General features: G+C 40.5%; 15 protein-coding genes. 10 read left to right on the top strand and 5 right to left on the bottom strand.

Annotated features, from left to right (window positions below; all coding sequences use genetic code 11):
* The first annotated feature begins 185 nt into the window (after window positions 1–185).
* From EOO49_RS09420 to EOO49_RS09385, 8 genes are all read left to right on the top strand, one after another.
* Window positions 186–1,058: a pseudouridine synthase gene (locus EOO49_RS09420; RefSeq protein WP_290844995.1), complete on the top strand. Its 873-nt coding sequence runs from the start codon at window positions 186–188 to the stop codon at window positions 1,056–1,058.
* 251 nt (window positions 1,059–1,309) lie between these two features.
* Complete coding sequence (locus EOO49_RS09415; RefSeq protein ID WP_290844993.1) at window positions 1,310–4,624, top strand: alkaline phosphatase PhoX; 3,315 nt, start codon at window positions 1,310–1,312, stop codon at window positions 4,622–4,624.
* Between the two features lie 79 nt (window positions 4,625–4,703).
* A complete protein-coding gene (locus tag EOO49_RS09410; RefSeq protein ID WP_290844990.1) occupies window positions 4,704–5,618 on the top strand; it encodes a leucine-rich repeat domain-containing protein in 915 nt (304 codons plus the stop codon).
* 6 nt (window positions 5,619–5,624) lie between these two features.
* On the top strand, window positions 5,625–7,478 hold the full coding sequence (locus EOO49_RS09405; protein WP_290844988.1) for a cytochrome c peroxidase: 1,854 nt from the start codon (window positions 5,625–5,627) through the stop codon (window positions 7,476–7,478).
* A gap of 69 nt (window positions 7,479–7,547) precedes the next feature.
* Window positions 7,548–7,850, top strand: coding sequence for a GIY-YIG nuclease family protein (locus EOO49_RS09400; protein WP_290844986.1), 303 nt, complete (start codon window positions 7,548–7,550; stop codon window positions 7,848–7,850).
* Between the two features lie 39 nt (window positions 7,851–7,889).
* Window positions 7,890–8,243, top strand: a complete 354-nt coding sequence (locus EOO49_RS09395; RefSeq protein ID WP_290844984.1) for a nuclear transport factor 2 family protein — start codon at window positions 7,890–7,892, stop codon at window positions 8,241–8,243.
* Window position 8,244: 1 nt separating this feature from the next.
* Window positions 8,245–10,023 carry a DUF885 family protein gene (locus tag EOO49_RS09390; protein WP_290844982.1) on the top strand — a complete coding sequence of 593 codons (1,779 nt, stop codon included), beginning with the start codon at window positions 8,245–8,247 and terminating at the stop codon, window positions 10,021–10,023.
* Between the two features lie 344 nt (window positions 10,024–10,367).
* A complete protein-coding gene (locus EOO49_RS09385) occupies window positions 10,368–10,850 on the top strand; it encodes a hypothetical protein (RefSeq protein WP_290844980.1) in 483 nt (160 codons plus the stop codon).
* A 169-nt stretch (window positions 10,851–11,019) separates the two neighbouring features.
* On the opposite strand, the gene EOO49_RS09380 is transcribed toward EOO49_RS09385, so the two are convergent.
* The 5 genes from EOO49_RS09380 to EOO49_RS09360 form a co-directional block, all read right to left on the bottom strand.
* Window positions 11,020–11,316 carry a hypothetical protein gene (locus tag EOO49_RS09380; RefSeq protein ID WP_290844979.1) on the bottom strand — a complete coding sequence of 99 codons (297 nt, stop codon included), beginning with the start codon at window positions 11,314–11,316 and terminating at the stop codon, window positions 11,020–11,022.
* Between the two features lie 101 nt (window positions 11,317–11,417).
* Complete coding sequence (locus EOO49_RS09375) at window positions 11,418–12,305, bottom strand: TlpA disulfide reductase family protein (RefSeq protein WP_290844977.1); 888 nt, start codon at window positions 12,303–12,305, stop codon at window positions 11,418–11,420.
* A gap of 489 nt (window positions 12,306–12,794) precedes the next feature.
* On the bottom strand, window positions 12,795–13,784 hold the full coding sequence (locus EOO49_RS09370; protein ID WP_290844975.1) for a hypothetical protein: 990 nt from the start codon (window positions 13,782–13,784) through the stop codon (window positions 12,795–12,797).
* 1 nt (window position 13,785) lies between these two features.
* Window positions 13,786–15,936: an AAA family ATPase gene (locus EOO49_RS09365; RefSeq protein WP_290844973.1), complete on the bottom strand. Its 2,151-nt coding sequence runs from the start codon at window positions 15,934–15,936 to the stop codon at window positions 13,786–13,788.
* Window positions 15,937–16,711: 775 nt separating this feature from the next.
* Window positions 16,712–21,559 (bottom strand): RecQ family ATP-dependent DNA helicase, encoded by a 4,848-nt coding sequence (locus EOO49_RS09360; RefSeq protein ID WP_290845124.1) that lies wholly within the window; start codon window positions 21,557–21,559, stop codon window positions 16,712–16,714.
* A 164-nt stretch (window positions 21,560–21,723) separates the two neighbouring features.
* Here EOO49_RS09360 and EOO49_RS09355 point away from each other — a divergent pair, with 164 nt between their 5' ends.
* Together EOO49_RS09355 and EOO49_RS09350 are read left to right on the top strand one after the other, a co-directional pair.
* Window positions 21,724–22,515 carry a hypothetical protein gene (locus EOO49_RS09355; protein ID WP_290844971.1) on the top strand — a complete coding sequence of 264 codons (792 nt, stop codon included), beginning with the start codon at window positions 21,724–21,726 and terminating at the stop codon, window positions 22,513–22,515.
* Window positions 22,516–22,667: 152 nt separating this feature from the next.
* Window positions 22,668–25,274, top strand: a complete 2,607-nt coding sequence (locus EOO49_RS09350) for an AAA family ATPase (protein WP_290844969.1) — start codon at window positions 22,668–22,670, stop codon at window positions 25,272–25,274.
* Window positions 25,275–25,288: the final 14 nt, after the last annotated feature.

Raw genomic sequence — 25,288 nt, 5'->3', positions numbered from 1 at the left:
CGGATGAAAGCGGCTAGCCTTTCGCGAAAAACCGCCTGATTTTGTTCGCGAACCAAAGCGACCAACGGAAGCTCTTGGGGCGCGTTACAAAAGCCGCGGTCTTTAAGAAAGCTAGTAGCGGTCAGCCGGAAAAAGCTTCTGACCATAAATCGCTTGTTCTTACGTATCTTTGCAAAAAATTTCACATGGACAAGCCGAACAAAAACAACAAACGTTTCGACAAAAGCAAGTCGAACGAGACGCGCAAGAATTACTCAAAGCCCAAGGGCGATGCCAAACCTGCGTTGCAAAAACGTTCGCAAAAGCCTGTGAAACCAAAGGCCGAAGCCAAACCGGCCAAAAAGACTTCAGACGAGATCAGACTCAACAAATACATCGCCAATTCAGGCGTTTGCTCCAGACGCGATGCCGATATCTACATCTCGTCGGGCAACGTGAAAGTGAACGGGCAAGTCGTCGTGGAAATGGGTTACCAGGTAAAACCGGGCGACGTTGTGAACTTCGATGGCGTGCAAATCACTCCGGAGCGCAAGGAATACGTGCTTTTGAACAAGCCGAAAAACTTCAGCACTTCGGGCGATGACGAGAAAGGATCGGCCAATGTGCTCGATCTGGTTCGCGGAAGCGGCGTTCCGAACCTGAAACCTATCGGAAGAATGGACAAATCGACGACAGGTTTGTTGCTTTTCACGAACGACAACGATATGGTGGTGAAATTCGGGAAACCGAACCAGAAATCGTTCAAGATCTATCAAGTGTCACTCGACAAAAACCTCAAATTCGAAGATCTCGAGAAAATTGCCGGCGGCGTGCAACTCGACGAACACCGTTTGTATATAGACGAGATCACTTATGTGGAAGGCGAGCCAAAGACCGAAATCGGACTCAAATTGCGCACTTCGAACGTAAAAGTAGTTCGCGCGATTTTCGAGAAATTCAACTATAACGTGCTTCGCATCGACCGCGTTTTCTTCGCCGGATTGACCAAAAAGAACCTTCCGAGAGGAAATTGGAGATTGCTTACCGAACAAGAAGTCATCAACCTCAAAAACGGGTAAACCGACAACTTTTGGCAATCGCCGTTCGTCGAAACTAGAAAGTTACCCTTGTGTTTCGCGAAGTTTATGAAAATTCCGGATCGCATTACCACAATGTTTCCGAAAGCCAAAACGCGCCTATTTCCAGCAACTTACAAGCTTAACCCCGATTTAAAAAAGCGTCCAATCGATAAAGATTCGATAACCGCGACTTCGTGAGCCAGTCATATTGACGAAGTAGTTTTGCAGAAAACAAACCAACAATTTCTGCAATGAAACAAAAAGTACTTCTGTTAGGAACGGCTTTTTCGATTTTGGGTGCTTTTGGATACGCGTCAGGACGGATGTTCTCGTACACGATGCCAAAGCCGGTCGAAAAAACCGAAGTCGCCGCAACTACCAAAGCGACGAAAATCGCGGCAACGACCGCATTCGATCCAATCGAGACCAACATCTTCGCGGCCGGAAGCGGCTGGAAATTCAACGACCAAGGCCAGGATTTGGGCACGGCCTGGAAAGAATCGAACTACGACGACGCGAATTGGGCGAGCGGAAATGCGCCACTTGGCTACGGCGATTCGGGCATGGCGACGACTTTGACGTTCGGGCCGAGTGCTTCCAATAAATATCCGACGTATTACTTCAGAAAAACCATCGACATTGCCAACGGCGCTTCTTTCGATGATCTGAAATTTTCGGTACAAAGAGACGATGGTGTCGTGATTTACGTGAATGGCGTCGAGGCGATCCGCTCGAATATGCCTACGGGAATGATTGCCTACAACATGTATTCTGCCGAGACCATCGACGGAGCCGCCGAAACTGCCTGGAACGATTACGTGATCCCGAATTTGCTTACAAACGGACAAAACGTGATTGCGATCGAACTGCACCAAAGAAGCGCTTCGAGTTCTGACATTCGCCTGGACGTAAAACTCGACGGACTTTCTCAAATCGATCCGGTTTTGGTTGCCGAAAATTCGTCCTGGAAATACCACGATTTGGGAGAGGATTTGGGAACGGCCTGGCAAGCGTCAACTTATGACGATGCGAATTGGTTGAGCGGAAACGCGCCACTTGGCTACGGCGATCCGGGCATGGCGACGACTTTGTCCTTCGGGCCAAGTGCTTCGAATAAATATCCGACTTACTATTTCCGAAAAAACATCAACGTTCCGTCCGCGCAAGCGTTCGATATGCTGAAATTCCGAATCATGCGCGACGACGGCGTTATCGTTTACATCAATGGCGTCGAGGCGATCCGTTCGAACATGCCGTCCGGAGCGGTGACTTACAACTCTTATTCTGCCGAAACGATCGACGGCGCGGCCGAAACAGCCTGGAACGAGTACACCGTTCCAAACACATTGGTCGACGGAAACAACGTGATCGCGATCGAATTGCACCAAAGAAGTGCCTCGAGTTCAGATACGCGTCTGAACGTAATCGTGGAAGGTTTGCCCGAATCAAACGAACCTGATCCTTATGTTGTCACTGATTTCCCGATCGCCAAGGATTCACAATGGAAATATTCCGATAGCGGAACGAATTTCGACGGACAAAACTGGCATTCGGCATCAAATGACGTGTCGACGTGGAGTCACAATTATGCACCGTTCGGGTATGGCGATCCTGTAAATACCGTGATTTCTTTCGGATCGGATGCTTCAAACAAATATCCGACGAGTTATTTTGTCAAGGATTTCAACGTTGATTTGGCCGATGTCGCCACTCAGCTGGAACTTGGCGTGCGTCGCGACGACGGCGTGATAATTTACGTGAACGGAATCGAGGTCGTGCGTTCCAACCTTCCAACAGGAACGGTTTCCTACTCGACTTTGGCCTTGAGCAATGTCAACAACATAGACGAGAACATCTACCAGACGTATTTTGTTCCGAAGACGGCTTTGGTACAAGGCGTAAACCGAATCGCGGTCGAGCTTCACAACGACGCCTTGACAAGTTCTGACATGCGTTTTGACTTGTATCTCAAAAACTTCGAAGACCTTTCGATCGATTGCAACGACGACCACATCAGTTGCTTTACCTCGATCCAACCAACGGCTCAAACTCCTGTTCTGATCTATCCGACAGAACACAAATTCCAGCTTTTGTTCAAGCAAGGCGACGCTTACATGACGATGACCGAAGCCAATATCGCAACCGTTCCTGGCTTGCACGATTACACGGCTTACATCGGGATCAACAACAGCAGCACGAACGGCTATTTGTCGGTAAACCACGAAAATACACCGGGAGGCGTTTCGATCCTGAACCTGAACCTTAACGCGACGACGAATCTTTGGAACGTAACCGATTCAAGAGCCGTGGATTTCTACAACAACACTTTGGTTTCCACGACCCGTAACTGCTCGGGCGGCGTAACACCTTGGGGAACGGTCGTCACTGCCGAAGAATCTACGAACGCCGGCGACGGTAATGCTGACGGCTATCAGGACGTGGGCTGGCTTGTTGAAATCGATCCGGAAACGGCAAAAGTGCGCGATTACGGAAACGGACAGGAGAAACTTTGGGCAATGGGACGCATGAACCACGAAAATGTCGTGATTTCAAACGACGGAACGACCGCTTATTACGGAGAAGACGGCGGAACACACTGCGTCTACAAGTACATCATGGACACGCCGGGCGATTTGCGCAATGGAACGGTTTACGTGCTGAAACTCAATTTGCCGCTTTCCGGACAAGATCCCAGCAGCTCAACTGGCGTTTGGATTGAAGTTCCGAACGATACGCAAGCCGACAGAAACAACCTGAACAGCGTCGCGCTGGCAGTCGGAGGAACGAGTTTCAATGGTGTGGAAGACGTCGAAATCCATCCGATTACGGGAAAAATCTACTTCACGGCAAAAGGCTACGACCGCATCTACGATTTCAAGGACAATGGCATGACCATTTCTGAATTCCAGACTTTTGCAGGCGGAAAATCGTACGGAATCGAAACGGCAAACGGCACTTTCACCGAACCTTGGGGCGACGGAAACGACAACCTGACTTTCGACGATCGCGGAAATCTCTGGGTTTGCCAAGACGGCGGACTGAACTACATCTGGATGATCACGCCAGATCACAACCAAAGCCAGCCACGCGTGAAACTTTGGGGCTCGATGCCGGCAGGTTCTGAACCGACAGGTTTGAATTTTTCTCCAGACCATGTTTACGGATTTTTCTCGATCCAACATCCGGACGCTTCGAATGCGCCACAAATTGACGCGACAGAAAACCAAGTCACGATCAACGCATCGGCTTCTCTTGTGTTCTCGAACGAAAACCACATCGGATTGTCGGTGGAAGACATTACGGCCGCAAACAAAAACCGCGTGTACCCGAATCCGACAGGCGGACAACTTTTCATCGAATTGGCCAATGCGTCGGTTGGAAAAGCGAAAGTCCAGCTCGTGGATTTGACCGGAAAAGTAGTTTATGCCTCGGATAATGTCACGATCGAAAACGGATCGCAACGCCTCGAACTCGACGTTACGGCTTTCATCAAAAAAGCATCGGTCTACATTCTGAAACTCGAAGTCGACGGAAAACAGGAATCGTTCAAGGTTTTGACCAAATAAGAATCATTTTTCGAATACAAAATGGCAAGTCAGGGGAAATTGAGGTTTCCCCTACTTCCGTTTTATAAATTTCATGAAAATGTCCAGAATCTCAATGGGAATTTCGCTGCTGATCTGTTGCGTCTGCTTTTCCCAAACCCGTTATCCATCGGCCGATGCCGGAAAAATGTATACGTCTGTGAGCGAGGCTTTCGCCGATAATCCAAAGGCGAGACAACTCAATTTGCGAGACACGCAGACGTTTTTCGTTCCGACGCAAATCAAGTATCTCACCGAACTTCGGTTCATTAACCTCATGAACAATTTCGTCGAATTCTGGGAACCTTCGCTGTTCGAACTCACCAAGCTCGAAGTGCTCGATTTCCGTTTCAACGCGCTCAAATACGTTCCGTCAGACGTCGGAAAATATGGCAAGTTGACGCGTCTCGATCTGGCGAACAATTACCTGACCTCACTTCCGAATGAAATTGGGAAACTCCGGAAACTCGAGGATTTGCACTTGTCGGCCAATCAGTTGACGGCGCTTCCTACGCAAATAGGGAGTTGCAAGAAACTCTCGGTTCTCGATCTCGAATACAACCAATTGCACGCTTTGCCCGCAGGATTTTTCGACCTCAAAAGGCTGCGTTCGCTCAATCTCGGTTACAACCAATTTTACGAGATCGACGGCAGTTGGCACAAACTCAAATCGCTTGAAATCCTCAATCTCGAATTCAACCAACTGCGATTGCTCCCGACAGCAATTTTCGAGTTGAAAGCCTTGAAATCACTGACTTTGAGCCATAATGTGATTGCTGAAATTCCTTCAGAAGTTTTCAGGATGCATAATCTTGAATTGCTGATTTTGTCCCAAAACGACATTGCGAAACTTCCGCTGGAAATCCCGTCGAATTCCAAACTCAAAACCGTGATCCTGACCGGAAATCCGATTTCAAAAAACGAGATTTTACGTCTCAAAAAAGCTTTGCCCAACTGTCGCATAATCGCAAATTGATTTGTCATGCCAAAAAAAGACCTCCTATTGTTATTGCTGTTTTTCGCCGGAATCGCCACGCTTTGGTTCAGTTCCAATTCGTTTGTGTCCGATGAAAAATATCGCCCGGTGAACACTTTCGTGTCCGATGCGACCGACGATCTGATGCAATCCGTAAAAGCTTTGGACGAAGCCGCGCGCGCTTTCCACAAACAGCCGAAATCGGGCGAAAACGTTCGCAAGACGATTGCCGAGACGCGTCTGAAATACAAGAAAATCGAGTTTTATCTCGCGTTCTACTATCCCGAATTCACGACAGGTTATCTCAACGGCGCGCCTTTGCTGCAAAATGAATCCGAAGGGAACGTGACAAGTATCAAAGATCCCGAAGGCTTGCAGGTTTTGGACGAAATGGCCGCAATGAACGATGCCGAATTGGCCGAAGAACGCAGCAAACTCGCGGTCGTTTCCCAGAAATTGCTGTCGAGTTACGGCATGTTGCACCGCGGTTTGAAACAGCGCAATTTTGCCCAATTTTCTGAAGTCGATGCGATGCGATTGCAACTCATCCGGATTTTTTCGCTTGGCGTTTCGGGCTTTGACACGCCGGGAACTTTGAACGGAATCGCAGAATCTGTCGCTTCTCTTGAAGGAATGCGTGCGTTTTTCCGCGGACAATCCGACCAGAAATTTTATGCTGACATCGATTCGCGTTTTGAAAAGGCGATTTCGTATCTCAAATCGAATCCTGATTTTGAGACTTTCGACCGGCTGACTTTTTTCAGACAGCACGTCGATCCTTTGTACAAAGCACTCGGGCAAACCGGACTGGCCAAAAATCCCGATGTCGATCTACAACAATTTTCATCTTGGAATCCGAAAAGCCAGTCGATTTTCGCTTCGGATTTCCTGAATCCTTATTTCTTTACGGAATTGACGCCGGCCGAAAACAACGCAGCCTTGCAAGAACTCGGAAAGCGACTTTTTTATGACAATTCGTTGAGTTCGGACGCAAAAATGAGTTGTGCGACTTGCCACAATCCGGAATTGGCGTTCACCGACGGAAAGCCGAAATCGCAAGGCAACGTTTCTGGAAAAACCGTGCTGAGAAATTCGCCGACGCTTCTGAATGCAGTTTACGCCGACCGTTTTTTCTACGATTTGCGCGCCTTCGGACTCGAACAGCAAGCCGAACACGTGCTTTTCAACAAAGACGAATTCAACACACAATACCAATATATTCTCGAAAAAGTAAACGCCAACACCGCTTATTCGAATTTGGCGAAAAAGGCTTTCAAGAAAAAAATCACCGACCGCGAGGCGATCACAAAGGCTTTGTCGTCTTATGTTTTATCGCTTCAATCGCACAACAGCGCTTTCGACAAGTATGTCAGGGGCGAATCTGACGAACTTTCTGCTGACGCGAAAAAGGGTTTCAATCTGTTCATGGGAAAGGCAAATTGCGCCACTTGCCACTTCGCTCCTACTTTTTCGGGCTTGGTCCCGCCTTTGTTCAACGAGAACGAAAGCGAGGTTTTGGGCCTGCAGCAAAATCCGGGCACGAAGTTGGCCGATGCCGATTTGGGTAGGATTTCGAACAAATCGGCTACCGAAAAAACCGCTTGGATCTACAACCAATCGTTCAAGACCGTGACGGTTCGCAACAGCGCTTTGACCGCGCCCTATTTTCACAACGGTGCTTATTCGACGCTCGAACAAGTCATGGATTTTTACAACAAAGGCGGCGGAAGCGGTTTGGGATTGTCTGTCACAAACCAGACGCTTTCGGGCGATGCGCTTGACCTGAGCGACCAAGAGATCAAACAAATTATCGCTTTCCTCACTGCTTTGAACGACAATCCGTACGCCACAAAACATTAACATTTTTTACAGATTTTCTGTAATCGACAAAAATTGTATCGCTGTAACTTGCCTCAAAAGTTATACGCCATGCAATTTTCTTATCTCTACATTTTGACCAATGCGACGCGCACCTATCTATATGTTGGCGCGACAGATGATTTATCCGACAAACTCAACGAACACCGACAGATCGCTTGTTCGGCGTTTTCGAGAGACATGCAACCGGCTCATTTGATTTATTTCGAGACGTTCAAAAATATCGCGTTGGCCGAAAACAGGGCGCGCGATATCAAGAAGTGGAAAGAGCGACAGAAGTGGCAACTCATCATGAGCGCCAATCCTTGCCTCAACGAACTTTTGTGGTTGGATTCCGATGTGCACGCGGCTTGAACATTTTTGTACTTTTAGGGAAATTTCAAATTCCTTAAAATGTCCGTAGAAAATATCGCCGTTCAGTGGATGGACGCTTTCAACGCCAAAGATCTCGAGCGCCTGCTGTCGCTTTACCACGACGATGCCAAACATTATAGCCCGAAACTAAAAATCCGACAGCCCGAAACAAACGGACTGGTTACGGGAAAAGACGCCATGCGCGCTTGGTGGCAAGACGCTTTCGATCGCTTGCCGACGCTTTTCTATAAAATCACAGCATTGACCGCGAACGAACGCCAGGTGTTTATGGAATACGTGCGCGAACTCGAAGGCGAAGACGATTTGTTGGTCGCCGAAGTGCTCGAAGTGGAAAACGGAAAAATTGTCGCCTCACGCGTTTATCACGGATAATATGAAAAAGATAGTTTACAGGATTTCAGTAATGGCGATTGTGGCCGCAGTTTTCGTGAATTGCAAAAAATCGGAGCAAAAACAGGATATGGATTTTTCAGCGTTGACCAAGAGTTATTTCGACGACAAGAACAAGTTGAATCCTTTGGACGCGACCCTGAACGGACAGAACGAATACAACGACCAACTTGCGTTCGAGATGACAGATTCGTATCGGCTTGAACAGAAAAAGTTCTTCGAGAATTATCAGTCAGAACTCAAAAATGTGGATACGACAGGACTTTCATCTGAAGAAAAGATCAGTTATGACATTATCGACTGGGAAACGGAAGTCGGTTTGGAACTGCTGCAACACAAAACGAACCTGATCCCGATAAATCAATTTTACGGAACGCCGCTTACGATGGCGCAATTGGCCGGCGGAGAATCGGCGCAACCGTTCAAGACCGAAAAAGACTATCGCAACTTTTTGGCGCGAATGGAAAAATATGCCGTTTGGATGGATTCGGCCATGGTTTACATGAAAAAAGGTCTGGAACAAAAAGTCGTTCTGCCAAAATCGCTGACCGCGAAAGTGATTCCGCAATTCGAGGAGATGATTACCGGAACTGTCGAAAAAAATCTGTTTTACACGACGGTCAAATCGATGCCGAAAGATTTTTCGGATGCGACCAAACAGGAAATCACGCGAGCTTATTCTGATGTAATTTCGCAAAAACTCGAACCGAAGTTCAAACAAATGGTCGACTTCCTCAAGAACGAATATTTGCCTGCGTCTCGCCAAACCAGCGGTTACGGCGCATTGCCTTTCGGGAAAGAAGCATACAAAGTTTACGTAAAACAATGGACGACGACCACGAACATGACACCCGACCAAATCCACGAACTCGGACTCAAGGAAGTGGCGAGATTGCGTGCGGAAATGGAAAAAGTCAAGCAACAAGTAGGTTTCAAAGGCGATATCAAGGATTTTTTCAACTACGTGCGCGAGCGAAAAGAACTCAAGCCTTTCACAAAGCCCGAACAAGTGATCGCCAATTTCGAGCGCATCCACAACATCATCAAACCGAACGTCGACAAGTTTTTTTCGCTTCAGCCCAAAACGCCTTTCGAGATTCGTCGCACCGAAGCTTTCCGCGAGAAAACGGCTTCGGCAGAATACATTCAAGGCGCCGCCGACGGTTCGCGACCTGGAATTTTCTATGTTCCGATTCCCGATGTGAAAAACTACAATTATTATGCGGACGAGGATCTGTTCCTGCACGAGGCGATTCCAGGGCATCATTTCCAGATTTCACTACAGCAGGAAAACAAGGAATTGCCCGATTTCAGGAAATTCGCTTGGTTTGGAGCCGAAGGTGAAGGCTGGGCTTTGTACACGGAAAGTCTTGGGAAAGAACTTGGTTTGTACAACGATCCATTTCAATATTTCGGGATGTTGGGAAGCGAAATGCTACGTGCCACGCGACTTGTCGTCGACACTGGCTTGCACTGGAAAGGTTGGACGCGCGAACAGGCCATTGCATACAAAATGGAAAACGAAGCCGAACCTGCCGATGGAATCGTGATGGAAGTCGAGCGTTACATGGCGATGCCGGGACAAGCTTTGTCTTACAAGATCGGCCAATTGAAAATTATCGAGTTGCGCAAAAAAGCCGAGAAAGAATTGGGTAAAAAGTTCGACATCAAGGAATTCCACGCTCGCATTTTGGAAAGTGGCGTGATGCCGTTGGCACTTTTGGAACGCAAGATCGACAATTGGATAAAAAGCAAAATGTGATGTCAAGAATTTTCGAACGCATAACGGAAATCGTGGGTTGGCTGCAAATTGTGGCCTCGCCTGTACTGTTTGCGCTGTTCGTCTCTGGGATTATTTACTTACCGAATCCATCAACCACGAGATTGTTGATTTGCATTGTTATCCTGGCAATCGCGCTGGTTTTCGGAATTTGGTATGCTACTAAAATCTATCGCACAAAAGGCACGATGTGTTCATGTCCAGAATTATGGCGACGCCGGAACTCCATAAAAATGATAGCGAGCATCGGGAATAGATCACGAGTCGTGGCTTGGATATACTGGAACAAATCTGTTATCGATCGTTGTAAATACTAAAATCAAGTTATGTTCAAAGCCTTACTGCCTTTTTTGTTCGCTGCGTGTTTTTTGTCTTGCAATAAAAAAAATGATGAAGTATCGATATTCATCAATCAATATGACGCTATCAGATTAGTCTCATATAATCACCATAGAACCGCAGCATTAAAATTTACGGATAACGACCTGCAAATTGAGAATACAAAGTTTGTCGATGACATAAGCTTAAATGCAGATCAATCCTATAAAATTTTCAAAGTCCTGTTTTCGCCACCGGAAATTGGCACTTTGGCCGACTGTTATTACCCAAGACATATCCTGCTGTTTTACAAACAGAAAAAGATAATAGGTTATTATGAATTCTGCGCCGCGTGTGGAGGAAGTGAACAATCCCAGAACATAAAAATTCCATCCATTGTAACGGAACAAGGCGCTCAGTTAGTTAAGATATTCAAAGAAATGAAATTGAATAACAATGGAGAAGATAATGGCGAAATGCCATATTTCTAAGTGAGGCAACGACCGCCGACAGGCATTTTGAGTACTCATTTGTTCTAGGCAAGAAGTTTTTCTTTTCGCGCCACTTCGTTTTTGTTCGGCAGCGTAACAATCTCCGGAAGGGCGCGACGGTCCGGACTATCGGCAATTAAAAAAAGCCTGCAATTGCAGACTTTCGAGTTTAGGATAAGAAGATATCGATTTCCCCTTTTTTCGATTTGATTCGCTCGACTTGTTTTTTGTAAAAGGCCAAAGTCACTTTTTCGATGGCGCTTTCCTCGTCGATTTCGAACGGATGCTTGAAGTGGAAATTGAGCAAGACTCCGCTTGACGGATGGCTTATGTTACATTCGGCGGACGTCGTTCCGCAATAATTCACGTTGGCGTTGTCGAGTTGCTGGAACACGAACTCGTTAAACTCCTTTTCATTCGGCATTTTGCAATCGTTGCATCTCAGGATCAAATTCTGCGCTTTCATGGGATTTGCTGTTTTGCGCAAAAGTAAGTGCGCTGTGTTAAAACCAGTTACAGATAAATATTTTCCAGTTGTACGATTTTCGGATTGGCCGATTTTGGTTTTTAGAATCCGAAGATTTGTTCCAGCTGTGTTTTAAGTTCGTTCTTATTACGTTCGCCGCTTGCCTTCCATTTTCCGACAATCTTGCCGGTTTTGTCGATGAGGATTTTGTGGGGCACGCCGTTCACGAAATAGTCCATTTTGGCCGGTGAGTTGTTTTGGACGGTGGAAAAATGTCTCCAATCTTCAATGTGCTCCTTTTTGATCGCCGATTTCCATTTGTCGAGATCTTCGTCTATCGAAATGCTGACGATTTCAAAACCTTTGTCCTTATACTTCTCGCGCAACGCGTCCAGGAATGGAATTTCCGCCCTGCACGGCCCGCACCAGCTCGCCCAGAAATCGATCAGCACATATTTCTTCGAGGCGAATTCGTCAAGCGAGATATTTTGTCCCGAAACGTCGACGCCCGAAAACTTTGGAGCGGCGCTTCCCACCATGCTTTGTTTGAAATAAACGAGCTTTTCTGACATCGCTTTCCAGGTTTCTCCTTTCTTGATTTCTTCGGACGCATTTTTGGAGATTGTCACGAAATCGTCGTAAAAATTCTTGCCCGGTTGTCTCGCCACTTGTGAAGCGACAAGACTGAAACTGTATTGGCAACTTGGATTTTGCTTGCAGTAAGCGATGTCGGTTTTGAGTTCTTCTATGTCGTTTTGGTCGGAGATGTTCCAGAGCGAGTCTCTCGACAAATCCATTTTTTCTATAACGGAACTGTCTTTTTGCAAGGCGATCTCGTCGTTGTATTTCCGGATGTGGTTCCCAATGGAATCTCGCACGAAATTCGTCCTCGCGTGGCGTTGTTCAAGTTCTTTGATCGCCTTTTCCTCAGATTGCGCCTGGCCGACTTGACATAGAACGAAAAATACCGAAAACAGGAAAATCTTCATAATAGCCGATTTGTTGGGCAAAACCCGATGCGGGAATCGATTGCAAGATATGGAATTCGCCGTTGCGTTAAGGATGGAAGCGGCAGCCCGTGAGCCGAAACCCGCAGTTTTTCACGTCGCGAAACAGCGACCGCAGGAAGCTCGTTTGGCCCGATGAAAAACGCGGATTTTGGCTCGCGGCTACAGCGGACAGCCTGGCGGCGCTTTCTCGATTGGCAGTCGCAACGACAGTTCTCAGTTCGCGCCGCAACGCCCAAATAAAAAAAATGGAAATAGAAAAAGCCTCCCGAATGAGAGGCTTTTCGTGCACCTTATAGTACAAAACTCGAACCATTTGCTGGAGGATTTGAGGCTTTTGAGTGAGATATTGATTTCTTAGCGTTGCTAACAATGTATAACTATTTTATCATGCCCAAAGGAGGTTTAAGTCTCTTAAATCAAAAAGTGAAATTTGAAAGAATTCTTAAGTAGAAATTGATGATATTTTTTTTAAATTAATCCAGTATCTTCAGCAATATCTTGCATAAATTTAGCCAATGGTCTCTTGTGAATTTCTTCGGGTTCACAGTAATTACCTAAAATTATTCGGTTACCTAAATTTTTATTACTGAATATGTGAGGAAATGAATTTATTAACTTCTTCTTATAAGCTTTGTTGTAGATTTGAGATTTTAAAATAATTTCCTCAGCTACATCCTTTTGTGTTTTATATATACCATTAATTTGAAAAGTGTCTTCAAAAGACCCTTTTACAGCGATTTTTTTATCTGGCTTTTCAGGATCAACAAAGTCAAATTCTATATCGTTTACATTTCTACTAGTCAGAAATTTAGCTTTACTTTTTAAATCAAGTTTGAATTTATATTTTGAGGGTGACACTGTGTCCTGATATAATTTAAAAGTTACTTCAGTAATCTTTTTTGAATTATTACATGAGGCACATGTTGGATATAAATTATATAATGAGATGCTTAAATATGGATATTTATCTTTTGGGTAAAAATGGTCAACTTGAAATTTAGCAATAAATTCATTGTTGATTTTTGTCTTTAAATGAATAGTCTTTTCAATTGTTACTGTAAGTTGAGAATTACAGTATATGCAAGATTTGACACCAATGTGTTGAAAATATTTTGGATAAAAAGAATCTCTTTTATTTTTATAATTTAGTGTATTGTTTATTAAATCTTTTAAAGAAATGATTTTGTTTTTAATGTTTTTTTTGAAATGAGATTTTGGGATTTCCCCAATTAAATTTTTGATATTCTCAATCTCGGAATTTGATAAAATTATAATATTATGGTCTCTTGTATAATACAAAAATTTTCTAAAAAAAACCTGTTCATTCCGTGAAAAATCTTTGAAATATGACCTGTAATCCTTTTCTAACTGTCGTAAAGTAAGTTTATAATCATCTTCAATTTCTTTTTTGAAAGATAAAATAGCATTTTCAATAATTTGAGTATTAATTGCAATCATGTCATTTGATGTTTTTGTCTTGTATAAGTCTTAATCTCGCTATTTCATTTTCAATTTCATCGTCAAATTTTTTAAAATACATATCTCTAAGAGTATTTCTTAAAACTGGTTCCCCAATTATCTCAATAAATTGATAAGAACTTTCTTTGTCCCATTCTTCAGGAAAGAATGATTTTTTGTCGTTATCTAAATATTCAATCAAACTTTTAATTTTAATTTGAGCCCATTCTCCCATAAAACCGTCTTCTAAAAAGAAATCGTTATCTAATAGGTCATGAATGTTTGCTCCAAAAGTTTTCTCAATATTTGAAAATAAATAGAAATCTCCGTCTCTAAGCCTCAGAGTATTTTGGTGTGGAATATCAGATAAAATAAATGGAGAGTGAGTTGAAAATAAAATGTTTATTGCTCTTATATTTTCAATTTTTAGATTTCTAATGCCATAAAGTAATTCTGAAATGAATTTTCTCTGGAATTCTGGATGGTAGTATAATTCTATTTCGTCTAAGATCAAGTTTATATAATTGTATTTAATTTTATCAGTTGGAGAATAAAATACTGAATTTAAATTGGAAATATGATATAGAACTGATTGTATAGAATGGATAAATTGTTGTTCTCCCGAACTTAAATCTTCAAAATTAGCAACAGAACCCATGGATTCATTATTTCTTATCCCAAATTTAGGAATAAAGCATGCAGCAGGAATAAGTTCTTTAACTTCAAAATCCGGATATTCGATTTTTATATTTTTAATTCTCCTGATGAAATCTTCAACACTAATCTTAAAATAGAATTTCTTGATTTTATTTAATATTTTTTCATAGTCGTCTTCTTCTTCAATCCATTTACTAAAATCATCATCGGCTAAAATATTAAATCTTACGGAATTTAATATTTGTCTTAACTTAAGAGTAATATGGCTTTTGTCATTTTGAAGCTTAAGTAATTGTTTAAAAAAACTTCTAATTGTAGGTATGGGTTTATTTCCATCAGTTACTTCAAAATGTTCATGATATTCTTCATAATTCATGGCTATTTTAAAGACTTTTCTATAAATATACTTTGCTAGTAGATCAATATGTTGAATTCTTTCCAGATTAATTTCTTTAATTCTGTATTTTTTATCTCTATATAATGAATTGTAGACATTGACTATGAAATTGTTATCACTTAACCCGTATTCTTTTTTAAATTGATCTATTACATTATCAATGTTAAGAACTCCTAATGTGTTAAATTTACTGAAATCAAGTGTAAATAAAATTACATCTATACTTTTATTGTTTAAAGGGGAACGTAAAGTAAAGTTATCATTAACAATATTGACGAACAATCTAGATTGAGCAAGATGATATTCTGTATTAATGTCAATATTTCCCTTTTGCCTGAATGGATTAATTACTAAAGGGGTTTGGTATCCGTCATTTTTATGAAATAAATCATGAAGCCAATTACTTTCATTTTCGTTATTTAAACCATAAAGGGAATAATTTATAGATATAGTGTAAAAGAATAACTTATCATAAATGTATGAGAATTTTCTAGGAAGGCCTTCTGAATCGAAATAACTATCATTGAAAATATCTTTACTTTTATTACCAGAAATTATTCTATGTAATAAAAGATGGTTTTCAAATCTGACAGAAAAATATTCTTCATCTATCTCATAAAATAATTCCACCTTTAGATTATCATATACATCTTGTACCTGATTAATTTTACTGAAAAGATTATTATGATTAATTCCTTTTCCATTAATAAACTTACTTAAATCACTGTGATTTTGAAGTATACCTTTTTCAGTAGCTATTAAATAGCATAGAGCATATAACAATTCCAATAATGTGCTTTTGCCAGATCCATTTTTTCCAACGATTGCTGATATACTAATTTCAAGTTCACCATCTGAATTGCTATATAGATTATTGGGGACTGAAGTGTTTTTTATTATTGAATTAACTTCAACATTTTTTAGTTGCTCATTATCATCATTAATTACATAATTATCATTATAAATTAATTTATTGTCTTTATCATAAAAATCAAATTCCTGGTAGAATTTATAGATTTTACCTTTAATTAAATTCTTTGAAAATTTTTCATAACATCCAACTAAGGGTCTAATGGCAATAAATTTAAATCCACTCATAAAGTTTTTTTGATTGGTACTATTATTTTATTCTTTCTATCGAGACCAAAGTTAAATAAAGTCATTAAAGCAAAAGCCAGTATAAATACGTATTGTGCGTAATTTCAAAAATCATTTCTTTGTTATGGTTTTAGGTAACAAAATTACTGATATAAGAATGTTATTTACAATTTATGTCAAAAAAAGTAAACACTATTGAACAGTATCTATTTAATTGCCAGATAGTTACAAAACTCGAACCATTTACTGGAAGATTTGAGGCTTTTGAGTGAAATAATTATATCGCATTAAAGACTTAAGTAGCCATCCCCGAACTAATGTCGAACTTTTTTGTAGAAGATTTAGAGCGTTTACTTAACATTCCTAGCGATAGAAATGCATCGTAGAGCCTCATTTTCTTTGCTTGAATATGTGTAATTAATTAGTGTTTGAAGCCGAATTGTTATTAAAAAAGACTAGTGGAGTATCAGGAAGGGATCCAAACCCACCTCTGTATGTTGATTGATGTTCTACTTGTCTATCTTGTTCACTTTATATTTATGTTCACGAAAACGTGAACACTTTACATTCGTGAACGGATACATAATTATTTAGTTTATCAACAATATCAGCACCAAAATATTTATGCAGAAAGCCCTCATATAAATAAGAAGATCCTGTTCGCAATAATGTTATTATGCTAATCGCCCCGATCGCTAAAGAGCTCGAAAGCCAGCCATATCTGCAGATTCCCATCCTACCTAATGGACAATGATGACTTAGTCCCAACAGAATCTCACTTATGCCCAATAGCTTCAAAATAAAGCTCAGGTAAGATTATTTTGATATCCTGCGAAGCTCCTTCCTTAAGCCAATGCAATATGAAATTGACATTTACACTTTTTAGTTCATAGTGTTTTGACTTCATTTCCTCAATTTTCTCAATGAGTCGCTTTGAAAATTTCAACACGGATTGTCCATTCGAATTTAAGCATTCATCTTCTTTAACATTCAGCATTTCTCCACAGCTTAGTTGGGAAACTAAAACTTGTTTGTTGATAAAATAGTCTAACCAGATATCTTTTAAAGTTGCATGTACAGCAATTTTATCAGGTGCAGCGTAAATCTCAAAATCATTTATTTCTTCAAGATTTTCCGCAACCAAATGATTGAGAAAGTTTGTATTTAAATGAATATTTAGATTGCGTTTAGCCCTTGTCATAGCTACATATAATTGCCGCTTAGCTTCATCTGTAGCTTGATTAAAATTCTCAAGCAAAAGGAATACATTATCAAACTCTTTTCCTTTGGCTTTATGAATAGTTGACACAAAAATAGTTTCGCCATTTTCATTATAAAAATCCTCCAATTTAGATTCCCGGATCAAAACTTCTAAATCAGATTTATACTTTTTGTAAGGATTAGTGGTTTCAAAATCTTTGATGATGTTCAGGCAGATTTCTAATTTATTGCTGTTACGGAAGGTGTTGAGTAGCGCTCGTTTAGCATTGTCCCAAACCTCATCACTGATTGTGTAAATATCAGCTCCCAAATCTACTTTATCCAGTAAAAACCGGACTTCAACAAGATTATACAAACTAAAACCGTCATTAGATTGTATCAGTTTTGCCATAATGCCATTCTTTAAAAGCAGTCCAGCAACTTTGATAGCATCCTCGTTCGTTTTTGTGAGCACACATGTAGTTCCGGAAAGATCTGCATTAGCTATATCAGTTACAAGAGGTGTAATCAGATTATTGCTTTGATACCTAACAACCTTGATTTTTCCATTATCAGTTTGATTAGCAATAATCGGTGTTTCTTTTAACCTGTGATGAATTTGTCGGACAAATTGATTTGAGAATGCAACCAGATTGCTTTTACTACGGTAATTTTCAACCAATTCATGTTTTATGGCCTTGTTGTAATAAATGAACTGTTCAAGATATTTAGAACTCGCGCCCCTAAATTCATAAATATTCTGGTCATCATCTCCCACAGCAATAACCCTCATTTCTTCATTCTGCTCCATCAATGCGTTAATAAGAGCGAACTCGTCTGCATTCATATCCTGAGCTTCGTCAATAACTAAAACGGTCTTTGTAATTTTACTGGCCTCAACATCGTCATTTTTAATCCTTTCAACTGTAGTGTTTAAAATATCTGTCGATTTTTCTAAAGTGCCGACCTTACCCAAAAGATCAAAACAGTAAGAATGAAATGTCTTAATCTCAATAAAGTTTGCGGCATTGCCAATCAGTTTTAGTAAACGCTTTTTAAATTCGGTAGCAGCCACCCTTGAGAATGTCAGCATCAGTAACTGCTCATGCTTAACATCCTCCATTAACAGGAGCGAAGCCAGTTTATGGACTAACACCTTTGTTTTTCCACTGCCTGGACCGGCAGCAACAGCTATATGCTGTGTTTCGTTATCATTAATAATTTTCAACTGTGTAGGGGACAGTTCCCCGAATAACTGCCTGAATTTTGCAGGGGTAATATTTCGCTTGATCTCATTTTGTCTGCTGCCTTTAAAATATTTGTTTAAGAAAGAACTATAATTGAGTTGGAAATAATCTTCCACAAACTGAAGTGCATTTCTATAATCGGTAATCATTCTTTGGGCATATTCGCCCACAATGTGAATTTGCTGGACTTTACTTTCGTAAAACTGACTGAGCTTTTGATAATCGTCTTTAGTGTACTGCTTTTTATTATTTTGTTCAGTTCGCTCAATGGTTAAGCGGTTATACACGACAAGAAAACCGCCTTCAATCTTTATTGCCTCAATTCGTGAAAGATAGAACAGCGTATCTTCAATATCATCAATGCTTATTTCTTTTTTGAAAAGGCTAAAGCTATTATCATAAGCAGCCTTTAGTTCATGTACCGAAAACTCCACCAAAATATCATCTTTATCTTCCTGATCTTTTATAGTTTCAATGATGGTTTTATCATAAAAGAATTCAACGATAAATGTTGCAAGCTCATGGCGCTTTTCAAGCTTATCTTTTAGCTGCTCTTTACTTTGAAGGCAGTATAAAGTAATGTGATTTTTAGAATGTTCTAAGTTTTTCCTCTTAATCCAGTTTTTAATAGACCAAAAGTTAATTACTGTTTTCAGCCTATTGGTATTTACACCATCACACCCATTTTTTTCAGCCTCTTCGTTCAATTCTTTCAAATGAAAGATACTTTCTTCTTCTTTGAAAACCGGAAGTAAAAAGTTTTCAATTTTACTGTATGTCTCTAAAATGGAAAGGGAGCGGTTTTTATTTTCTGCTTTCTTTATAAATGCGGTCAAGTCCTTTACATCAGCCAGGATATTCTCCTTACGCAGCAAGTTTATCACATTAATGACCTCTTCTTTTACAATACCTAAATGATCACTAATATAATCTACCCTTGATTCGGCGGTTTCATTGGTGGTCTGCTTTCTACTTTTACTTGAAAACAGTTTCTTTATAATACGTACGCCGTGCTCTTTTTGTTTTTCTTCAAATTTTTCAGAAGTGTTTATTTTATCAATGGCATCTTGGGCAGTTTTAGATAAAATACTATTAGCAAACACCCTGGGCATATTCTGTCCACGTTTAAGATATCCGGCATCTTCAAGAGCAGCAATTGCGGTAGTTACGCGCGTTTCTATTTCTACCACATTATCATCCCAACCCGCTTTGCGGGCAATCTCTAATGCTGAATTAGATACTTTAGAACGGAATTTTGTAATATCTTTTATCGCTTTCCATACTTGCTGGATTTCTTTTATGGAAAGTTTGGTCTGGTTCAGCAGAATAAAGTGCTTACTGAGATCTTCTTCATTAAAAAGTACAAAACAATCAGCTGAGATATTTTCATCCCTGCCTGCGCGTCCTGCTTCCTGCACATAGTTTTCAAGTGAATCTGAGATTTCATAATGAATAACCAAGCCTACATCTTTTTTGTCTACTCCCATACCAAATGCGGAAGTAGCTACCATAATTTGTGTTTCACCATTTAAAAAGGCATCTTGGTTTTTGGTTTTCTCCTGCTTATCCATTTTTCCATGGTATGGTTTTGCATTAAAACCATCATTTGCTAACCTTTCAGCAAGCAGATAAGCCTTTCTCGTTCGGGACACATAGATAATCGTTGGACAGTTTTTCTCTTCGATTAAATCCCTGGCTGTTAAATATTTTTCTTCTTCATTTTGCTTTTCAAAAACCTTGTATTGAAGATTAGTCCTTGATGCTTTTGAAGTAAAAACTTCAAGATCCAGCGCTAATTTTTCGCTAAAATAATCCCGTATGTCCTCAATTACTTTCTGTTTGGCCGTTGCGGTAAAGCACGATACCGGTATACCATCCTCTAGGTTTTTCTTTTCCTGAATTAGTTTTATAAAATCCCCGATGTATAGATAGTCGACCCTGAAATCTTGCCCCCATGATGAAAAACAGTGTGCTTCATCAATTACAAAACGGGTTATTTTCCTGCCTAAAATTAGCCTCTCGATAGTCTTTGAGCGCAATGATTCAGGAGAAATATACAGAATAGATGCAGAACCATCTTCAATCCTTTCGAACGACTTGGCTCTTTCAATAGGATCTAATAGTCCATTAATGGTAACAGCTTCAGTTATACCATTCTTTTCGAGGTTGTCAACCTGGTCTTTCATTAGCGACTGAAGGGGGGAAATTACGATGGTCAACCCTTTTGAATTTTCAGCACTCATCAGAGCCGGAACCTGAAATGTAATTGATTTTCCACCACCTGTTGGAAAAACAGCCAAAACCGACTTATTATTCACCGCTGCCTTTACAGCTTTTTCCTGAAGCGGTTCGCCACCATAAGTCCGGTATGAATCGAAACCAAAGAATTTTTTTAATCCTTTGTATATGTCAAGGGCATTATTACAGTAATTACAACCGGTTATACAAGGTTTACTTCGTAACCATAGCATTATGCGCTCTACCTTAGGGAAGTTCTTTAGAACCCATGGGGGTGTAATGGAGTGAGCCGTTTTATGGGTTATAAATGAATTAATTAATGCCAGGCAATAGGCCAACTCAATAGGATGTTCAGCTATTATTTCGGTTAGATTTGCATCTTCACAAATTTCGTTACAAAACTTTAATCTAACCAGAGCTTCTGTATCAGGATTCATGCTCCGGTAATTTACAAACCGAAAAAAAGTTTCAAACTCTCTTGTACGATTTAAAAGGAGATAAAAAATTTCTTTAAGTGTTTCATCAATTTGCCAAAAAGCGTCAACCTCACTATAGAATAAATCTCGTGCCTTAATAGAATCGTTTAATGGGTTGTTTGTGTCTTCAGTCTGAAGTTTATCATCTTTTAATAACGCATGGTAAGGCTTTGTGGGAAATAGTAAGGGAGATAGGTATAGAGTATCAATTATGTTTTGAGGGTTAATACCAACATCGTAAATTGCTTTACCTATATATTTTATATCGTGATTTAAAATGTTATGCCCGCACACATAATCATCACCTTGAAGGAATTGGATAAAATCTCCTAAAGATGCTTTATGGAATTGACTACCGTTTCCTTTAATTGCACCTATATCAAGGATCTTACCTTTGTTTGGTTCAATTTCGGTGTCAATGAATGTAATTAAACGGGTATAATTTTGTTCATCTATTAGCATTAAACTCAACAAGATTATGGTTTTGTTTATCTATCTGGCTATAAAATTCACAAATATTTAATAGCGAGCATGATAGGATGCTAATTTAACATTTAATTCGTAAATTTAAAGATCTTTTAAATCAAGTTATCGCCATTGACAGCTACAAAATAAACAAATAACAAATGGAAAGCGAAAATAACTTGGTTTGGTATGCAGTTTACGGCTCGAATCTATCCAGTGGCAGATTTATACATTATATCCAAGGCGGCAATTCGTCAGGTAGCACAAAAGCTTGTGAACCTTGTAATGATACAAGCTTACCACAAAAAGAACAATTATTTGAATTGCAGCATGAATTGGTTTTTGCACGAAGTTCGACTCAGTGGCAAAACGGCGGCGTTGCATTTATTGATCGTGAGCCGAGCGCGCAGACGAAAACACTCGCAAAACTGTACCTGATTACAAAAGAGCAATTTAATCACGTGGCACGCTGGGAAACAGGAGGCAATCCAATAGAAGAAATTAATATCGACGAAGCGATTTCAGAAGGTAGCACAGTGTTCAAACACCCTTCCTGGTATGGCATGGTTTTATATTTAGGCCAAGTAGATGACATTCCAGTTTTGACTTTAACTGACGAAGCAATAATAAAGGTTTACACAAAGCCAAGCCCTCAATATCTTACTCAGATCGTCAATGGTTTGCGCGATACCTATAATTTTTCCAGCGACCAAACCTATCAATATCTAAAATCAAAAAGAGGCATTATTGGCAATTATAAGGATTATGAGTTATACGATGTTGCTGCGGGACTATTGAACCCTAAAAGAGATTTTACGCAGAAGTTATTCAGTGATTACGCAAGAGAATACGACGGTATGCAGGAAGGTGAAGAGAAGGAAAAAATGAAGCTTGCAATGAATAAGCTTATGCTGAAGTACTACGGCGGTTTTTCATTTGATTACTTGAAATAATATAAAGTAATAAACTCAAAATTTTAATAATATTATAATAATTATACATGTTAAAATGTTAAATTTGTAAATAACTTATTGTCGATGCTCTTTCTTATTGTGGCGGGAATATGAAGATACTTGATGATGCAATACAAACACAATGGAAGAATATGAGGAACAACTACGAGAAGAGCAAAATACAAGAAACAGTAGAGAATTTAGAAAGTGAAGTTAAGCGTTTTGCCGACGCGCTCCCATACTGGGCAAAGTATCTTGGTGCCCAAATTTTGGACGGCCACGAAGTCAACGACGACGTGATTGAAACCGCTTATAAATTTCTCCTTGAAGAGCTCGACCTTATCAACAAGTCCACAAGAACGCTGATTGAAATTAATTACACCGCAGGCGATCTATCTGATTACAAAACAGATCTTATTTTAAAAGAACTTAAAAAAGTTGAAGGTGTAAATGCCTTGATTGAAGGACAGGTTATTGAGTTTTCAAAATTCCTGACCATCATTTACGGTGCAAACGGGTCTGGTAAATCAGGTTATATCCGCCTACTCAAAAGGATTTTCTATTCAAAATCTCCCGAAGAAATTTTATCAAATGTCCATATCGATCACGGACATAAAGACATCAAGGCAGAATTGACTTTTTCTTCTGCGAGTACGGATATTCCTTTGGAATACCCAGCCAATCAGGAAGCGCCAGAGTTTGCTCAATTCGCTGTTTTTGATGGTAAGAGTGTTGTAAAGCATTTGGAGAATAAAAACGAATTTGAGTTTCGTCCAGCGGGATTGAGTTTTTTCGCAGATTACACGGATGCGATTATTCAGCTTGAACAAAGGCTCGCTGCGGATGTTGCCAGCAAATCTCCGCTTAATCAATACGGGCTTTGGTTTGAAGGCGATTCCGAGATTAAAACTTTCGTTGAAGGTTTATCAGCAAACACGAAAACAGATGACCTTAAAAAGTATGTGCCTTACTCGGAAGAAGATACGGTGCAGAAAGCAGCGTTACAAAAATCTTATGATGAACTTTTGCTGGCCTCGACAGGCAAAGACAAAGAAATAACCAACCTTCAAACCATAAAGAGGCTGCTTGGAGAAAACAAACAGGCTATTGATCTCTTGAACGCATATTTTACGCCTGAAAGTTTAAAAGCAATAAACGATAAGATTGCCGACGTTGTCGCAAAAGAAGCGACCGCGAAGGCAGAAGGTATTGAGAACTTCAAGACCGATAAGATCGAAGGCATTGGTACAGTTGAATGGAAAGGACTTATCGTTGCGGCAGACGCATTTGCCAAAAAGCAAAAAGAAGACCCTAATGCCTATCCTGAAGATGATGACAACTGCCTCCTATGTCACCAGCCACTATCCGACGATGCGCAAGACCTGATTGCAAATTGCTTTCAGTTTATCAAAAGCGTGGCGGAACAAGAAGCGGCTACTGCTGCTACAGATTTGGGTAAATTAAAAGAAAAATACGAGAAATTTTCTTTTGATTTGCTCCCTGATGATAATGTCCTGTCAACTTGGCTTTTAAGTAACCATCCTGCGGAATTGGATACCCTCAAAAAAGCTTTGGGCGAGCATAAAAAGTTCTCGGAACAGATAATTACCAATATAATATCAAAGAAAGCGTCTGATCTTTCATCGGTGCAAACCTCTGTTGTGGTACATGGTATTTTGACGGATAAAATCGATAAGGGTATAAAAACACTTGAAGATGGAACGGAAAAAACAGAGCTTGCTAAGCTTTTTGCAGCAAAAACATTGCTCGAACACAAAGAAAAGTTCAATGCTCATTTTGAAACGCTGGAGAACTTTGTAAAAACTTTAGTGTGGGTCAAAAAAGCAAGAAAAGCCGATTTTGCTAAAAGAAAAATCACTGAAACGGAAAAGACCCTATCGAACAAGTATTTTAATCAAAAGTATGTCGATACCTTCAATAGCGAATGTCAGAAGCTTAACGGTAATTTTGGTATCGAAATTAGCCACACGGGGCAGGCTGGAAAGTCATACCGCCAACTACGATTGAAAGGGAGAAACCCGAATGCGGTTTTGAGCGAAGGTGAACAGAAAGTTATAGCTATTGCGGATTTCCTCGCAGAAATGCAAATGTCTGAAATCAATAGGGGGCTTGTGTTTGATGATCCTGTGACATCTCTAGATGATTACCGCAAGAGTGAAATTGCTTTCCGCGTCACGGAAATTGCACAAGGCAAACAAGTTGCTGTCTTCACGCATGATCTTGCTTTTGTGGCGGCTCTTATCTCCCATGCTAATGAACAAAGTGTAGAACATGATTGCCACTGGATTGAAAATGAGGACGGAAAAACGCCGGGCAAAATTTGGCTCAAAAATACGCCATCGTACGAGAAAGAATATAAAACCTCCGGCAAGGCACAGGCTCAATTGATTGTGGCAAAGGCTGCTCAACCAGCGGATCGCGAGCAAAACCTTAAAAATGGTTTTGCAGCTTTAAGAACAAGCTACGAAGCGATGGTTGTCTTTAATCTATTTAATGGTGTTGTTCAACGTTTCGAGGAGCGTGTAAGTGTTGACAGTTTGGCGCGTATCAAGTTTGACGATACCATCCGTGAAGAAGTTGTTGATAGTTTTTATCAATGTTGCAGATACATGGAGGGACACTCGCACAGTGACAAATACCAATTCATCAAGCCAACAATTGAAGGCTTACAAGAAGAAATCCAAAGGTTTGATGCTATTAATGCGAAAGTGAAAAAACTACGTGTGCAGTTAAACTGATAATTTTTTAAACC

The sequence above is a fragment of the Flavobacterium sp. genome (genome assembly GCF_004295795.1).
Taxonomy (GTDB): domain Bacteria; phylum Bacteroidota; class Bacteroidia; order Flavobacteriales; family Flavobacteriaceae; genus Flavobacterium.
The sequence above is the reverse complement of the archived record's forward strand: the minus strand, read 5'-3'. Positions and strand labels throughout refer to the sequence as shown.

Coding starts and splice junctions, on each gene's coding strand:
- EOO49_RS09420 (WP_290844995.1), top strand. CDS start 186: ATGGACAAGCCGAACAAAAACAACAAACGTTTCGACAAAAGCAAGTCG.
- EOO49_RS09415 (WP_290844993.1), top strand. CDS start 1,310: ATGAAACAAAAAGTACTTCTGTTAGGAACGGCTTTTTCGATTTTGGGT.
- EOO49_RS09410 (WP_290844990.1), top strand. CDS start 4,704: ATGTCCAGAATCTCAATGGGAATTTCGCTGCTGATCTGTTGCGTCTGC.
- EOO49_RS09405 (WP_290844988.1), top strand. CDS start 5,625: ATGCCAAAAAAAGACCTCCTATTGTTATTGCTGTTTTTCGCCGGAATC.
- EOO49_RS09400 (WP_290844986.1), top strand. CDS start 7,548: ATGCAATTTTCTTATCTCTACATTTTGACCAATGCGACGCGCACCTAT.
- EOO49_RS09395 (WP_290844984.1), top strand. CDS start 7,890: ATGTCCGTAGAAAATATCGCCGTTCAGTGGATGGACGCTTTCAACGCC.
- EOO49_RS09390 (WP_290844982.1), top strand. CDS start 8,245: ATGAAAAAGATAGTTTACAGGATTTCAGTAATGGCGATTGTGGCCGCA.
- EOO49_RS09385 (WP_290844980.1), top strand. CDS start 10,368: ATGTTCAAAGCCTTACTGCCTTTTTTGTTCGCTGCGTGTTTTTTGTCT.
- EOO49_RS09380 (WP_290844979.1), bottom strand. CDS start 11,316: ATGAAAGCGCAGAATTTGATCCTGAGATGCAACGATTGCAAAATGCCG.
- EOO49_RS09375 (WP_290844977.1), bottom strand. CDS start 12,305: ATGAAGATTTTCCTGTTTTCGGTATTTTTCGTTCTATGTCAAGTCGGC.
- EOO49_RS09370 (WP_290844975.1), bottom strand. CDS start 13,784: ATGATTGCAATTAATACTCAAATTATTGAAAATGCTATTTTATCTTTC.
- EOO49_RS09365 (WP_290844973.1), bottom strand. CDS start 15,936: ATGAGTGGATTTAAATTTATTGCCATTAGACCCTTAGTTGGATGTTAT.
- EOO49_RS09360 (WP_290845124.1), bottom strand. CDS start 21,559: ATGCTAATAGATGAACAAAATTATACCCGTTTAATTACATTCATTGAC.
- EOO49_RS09355 (WP_290844971.1), top strand. CDS start 21,724: ATGGAAAGCGAAAATAACTTGGTTTGGTATGCAGTTTACGGCTCGAAT.
- EOO49_RS09350 (WP_290844969.1), top strand. CDS start 22,668: ATGAGGAACAACTACGAGAAGAGCAAAATACAAGAAACAGTAGAGAAT.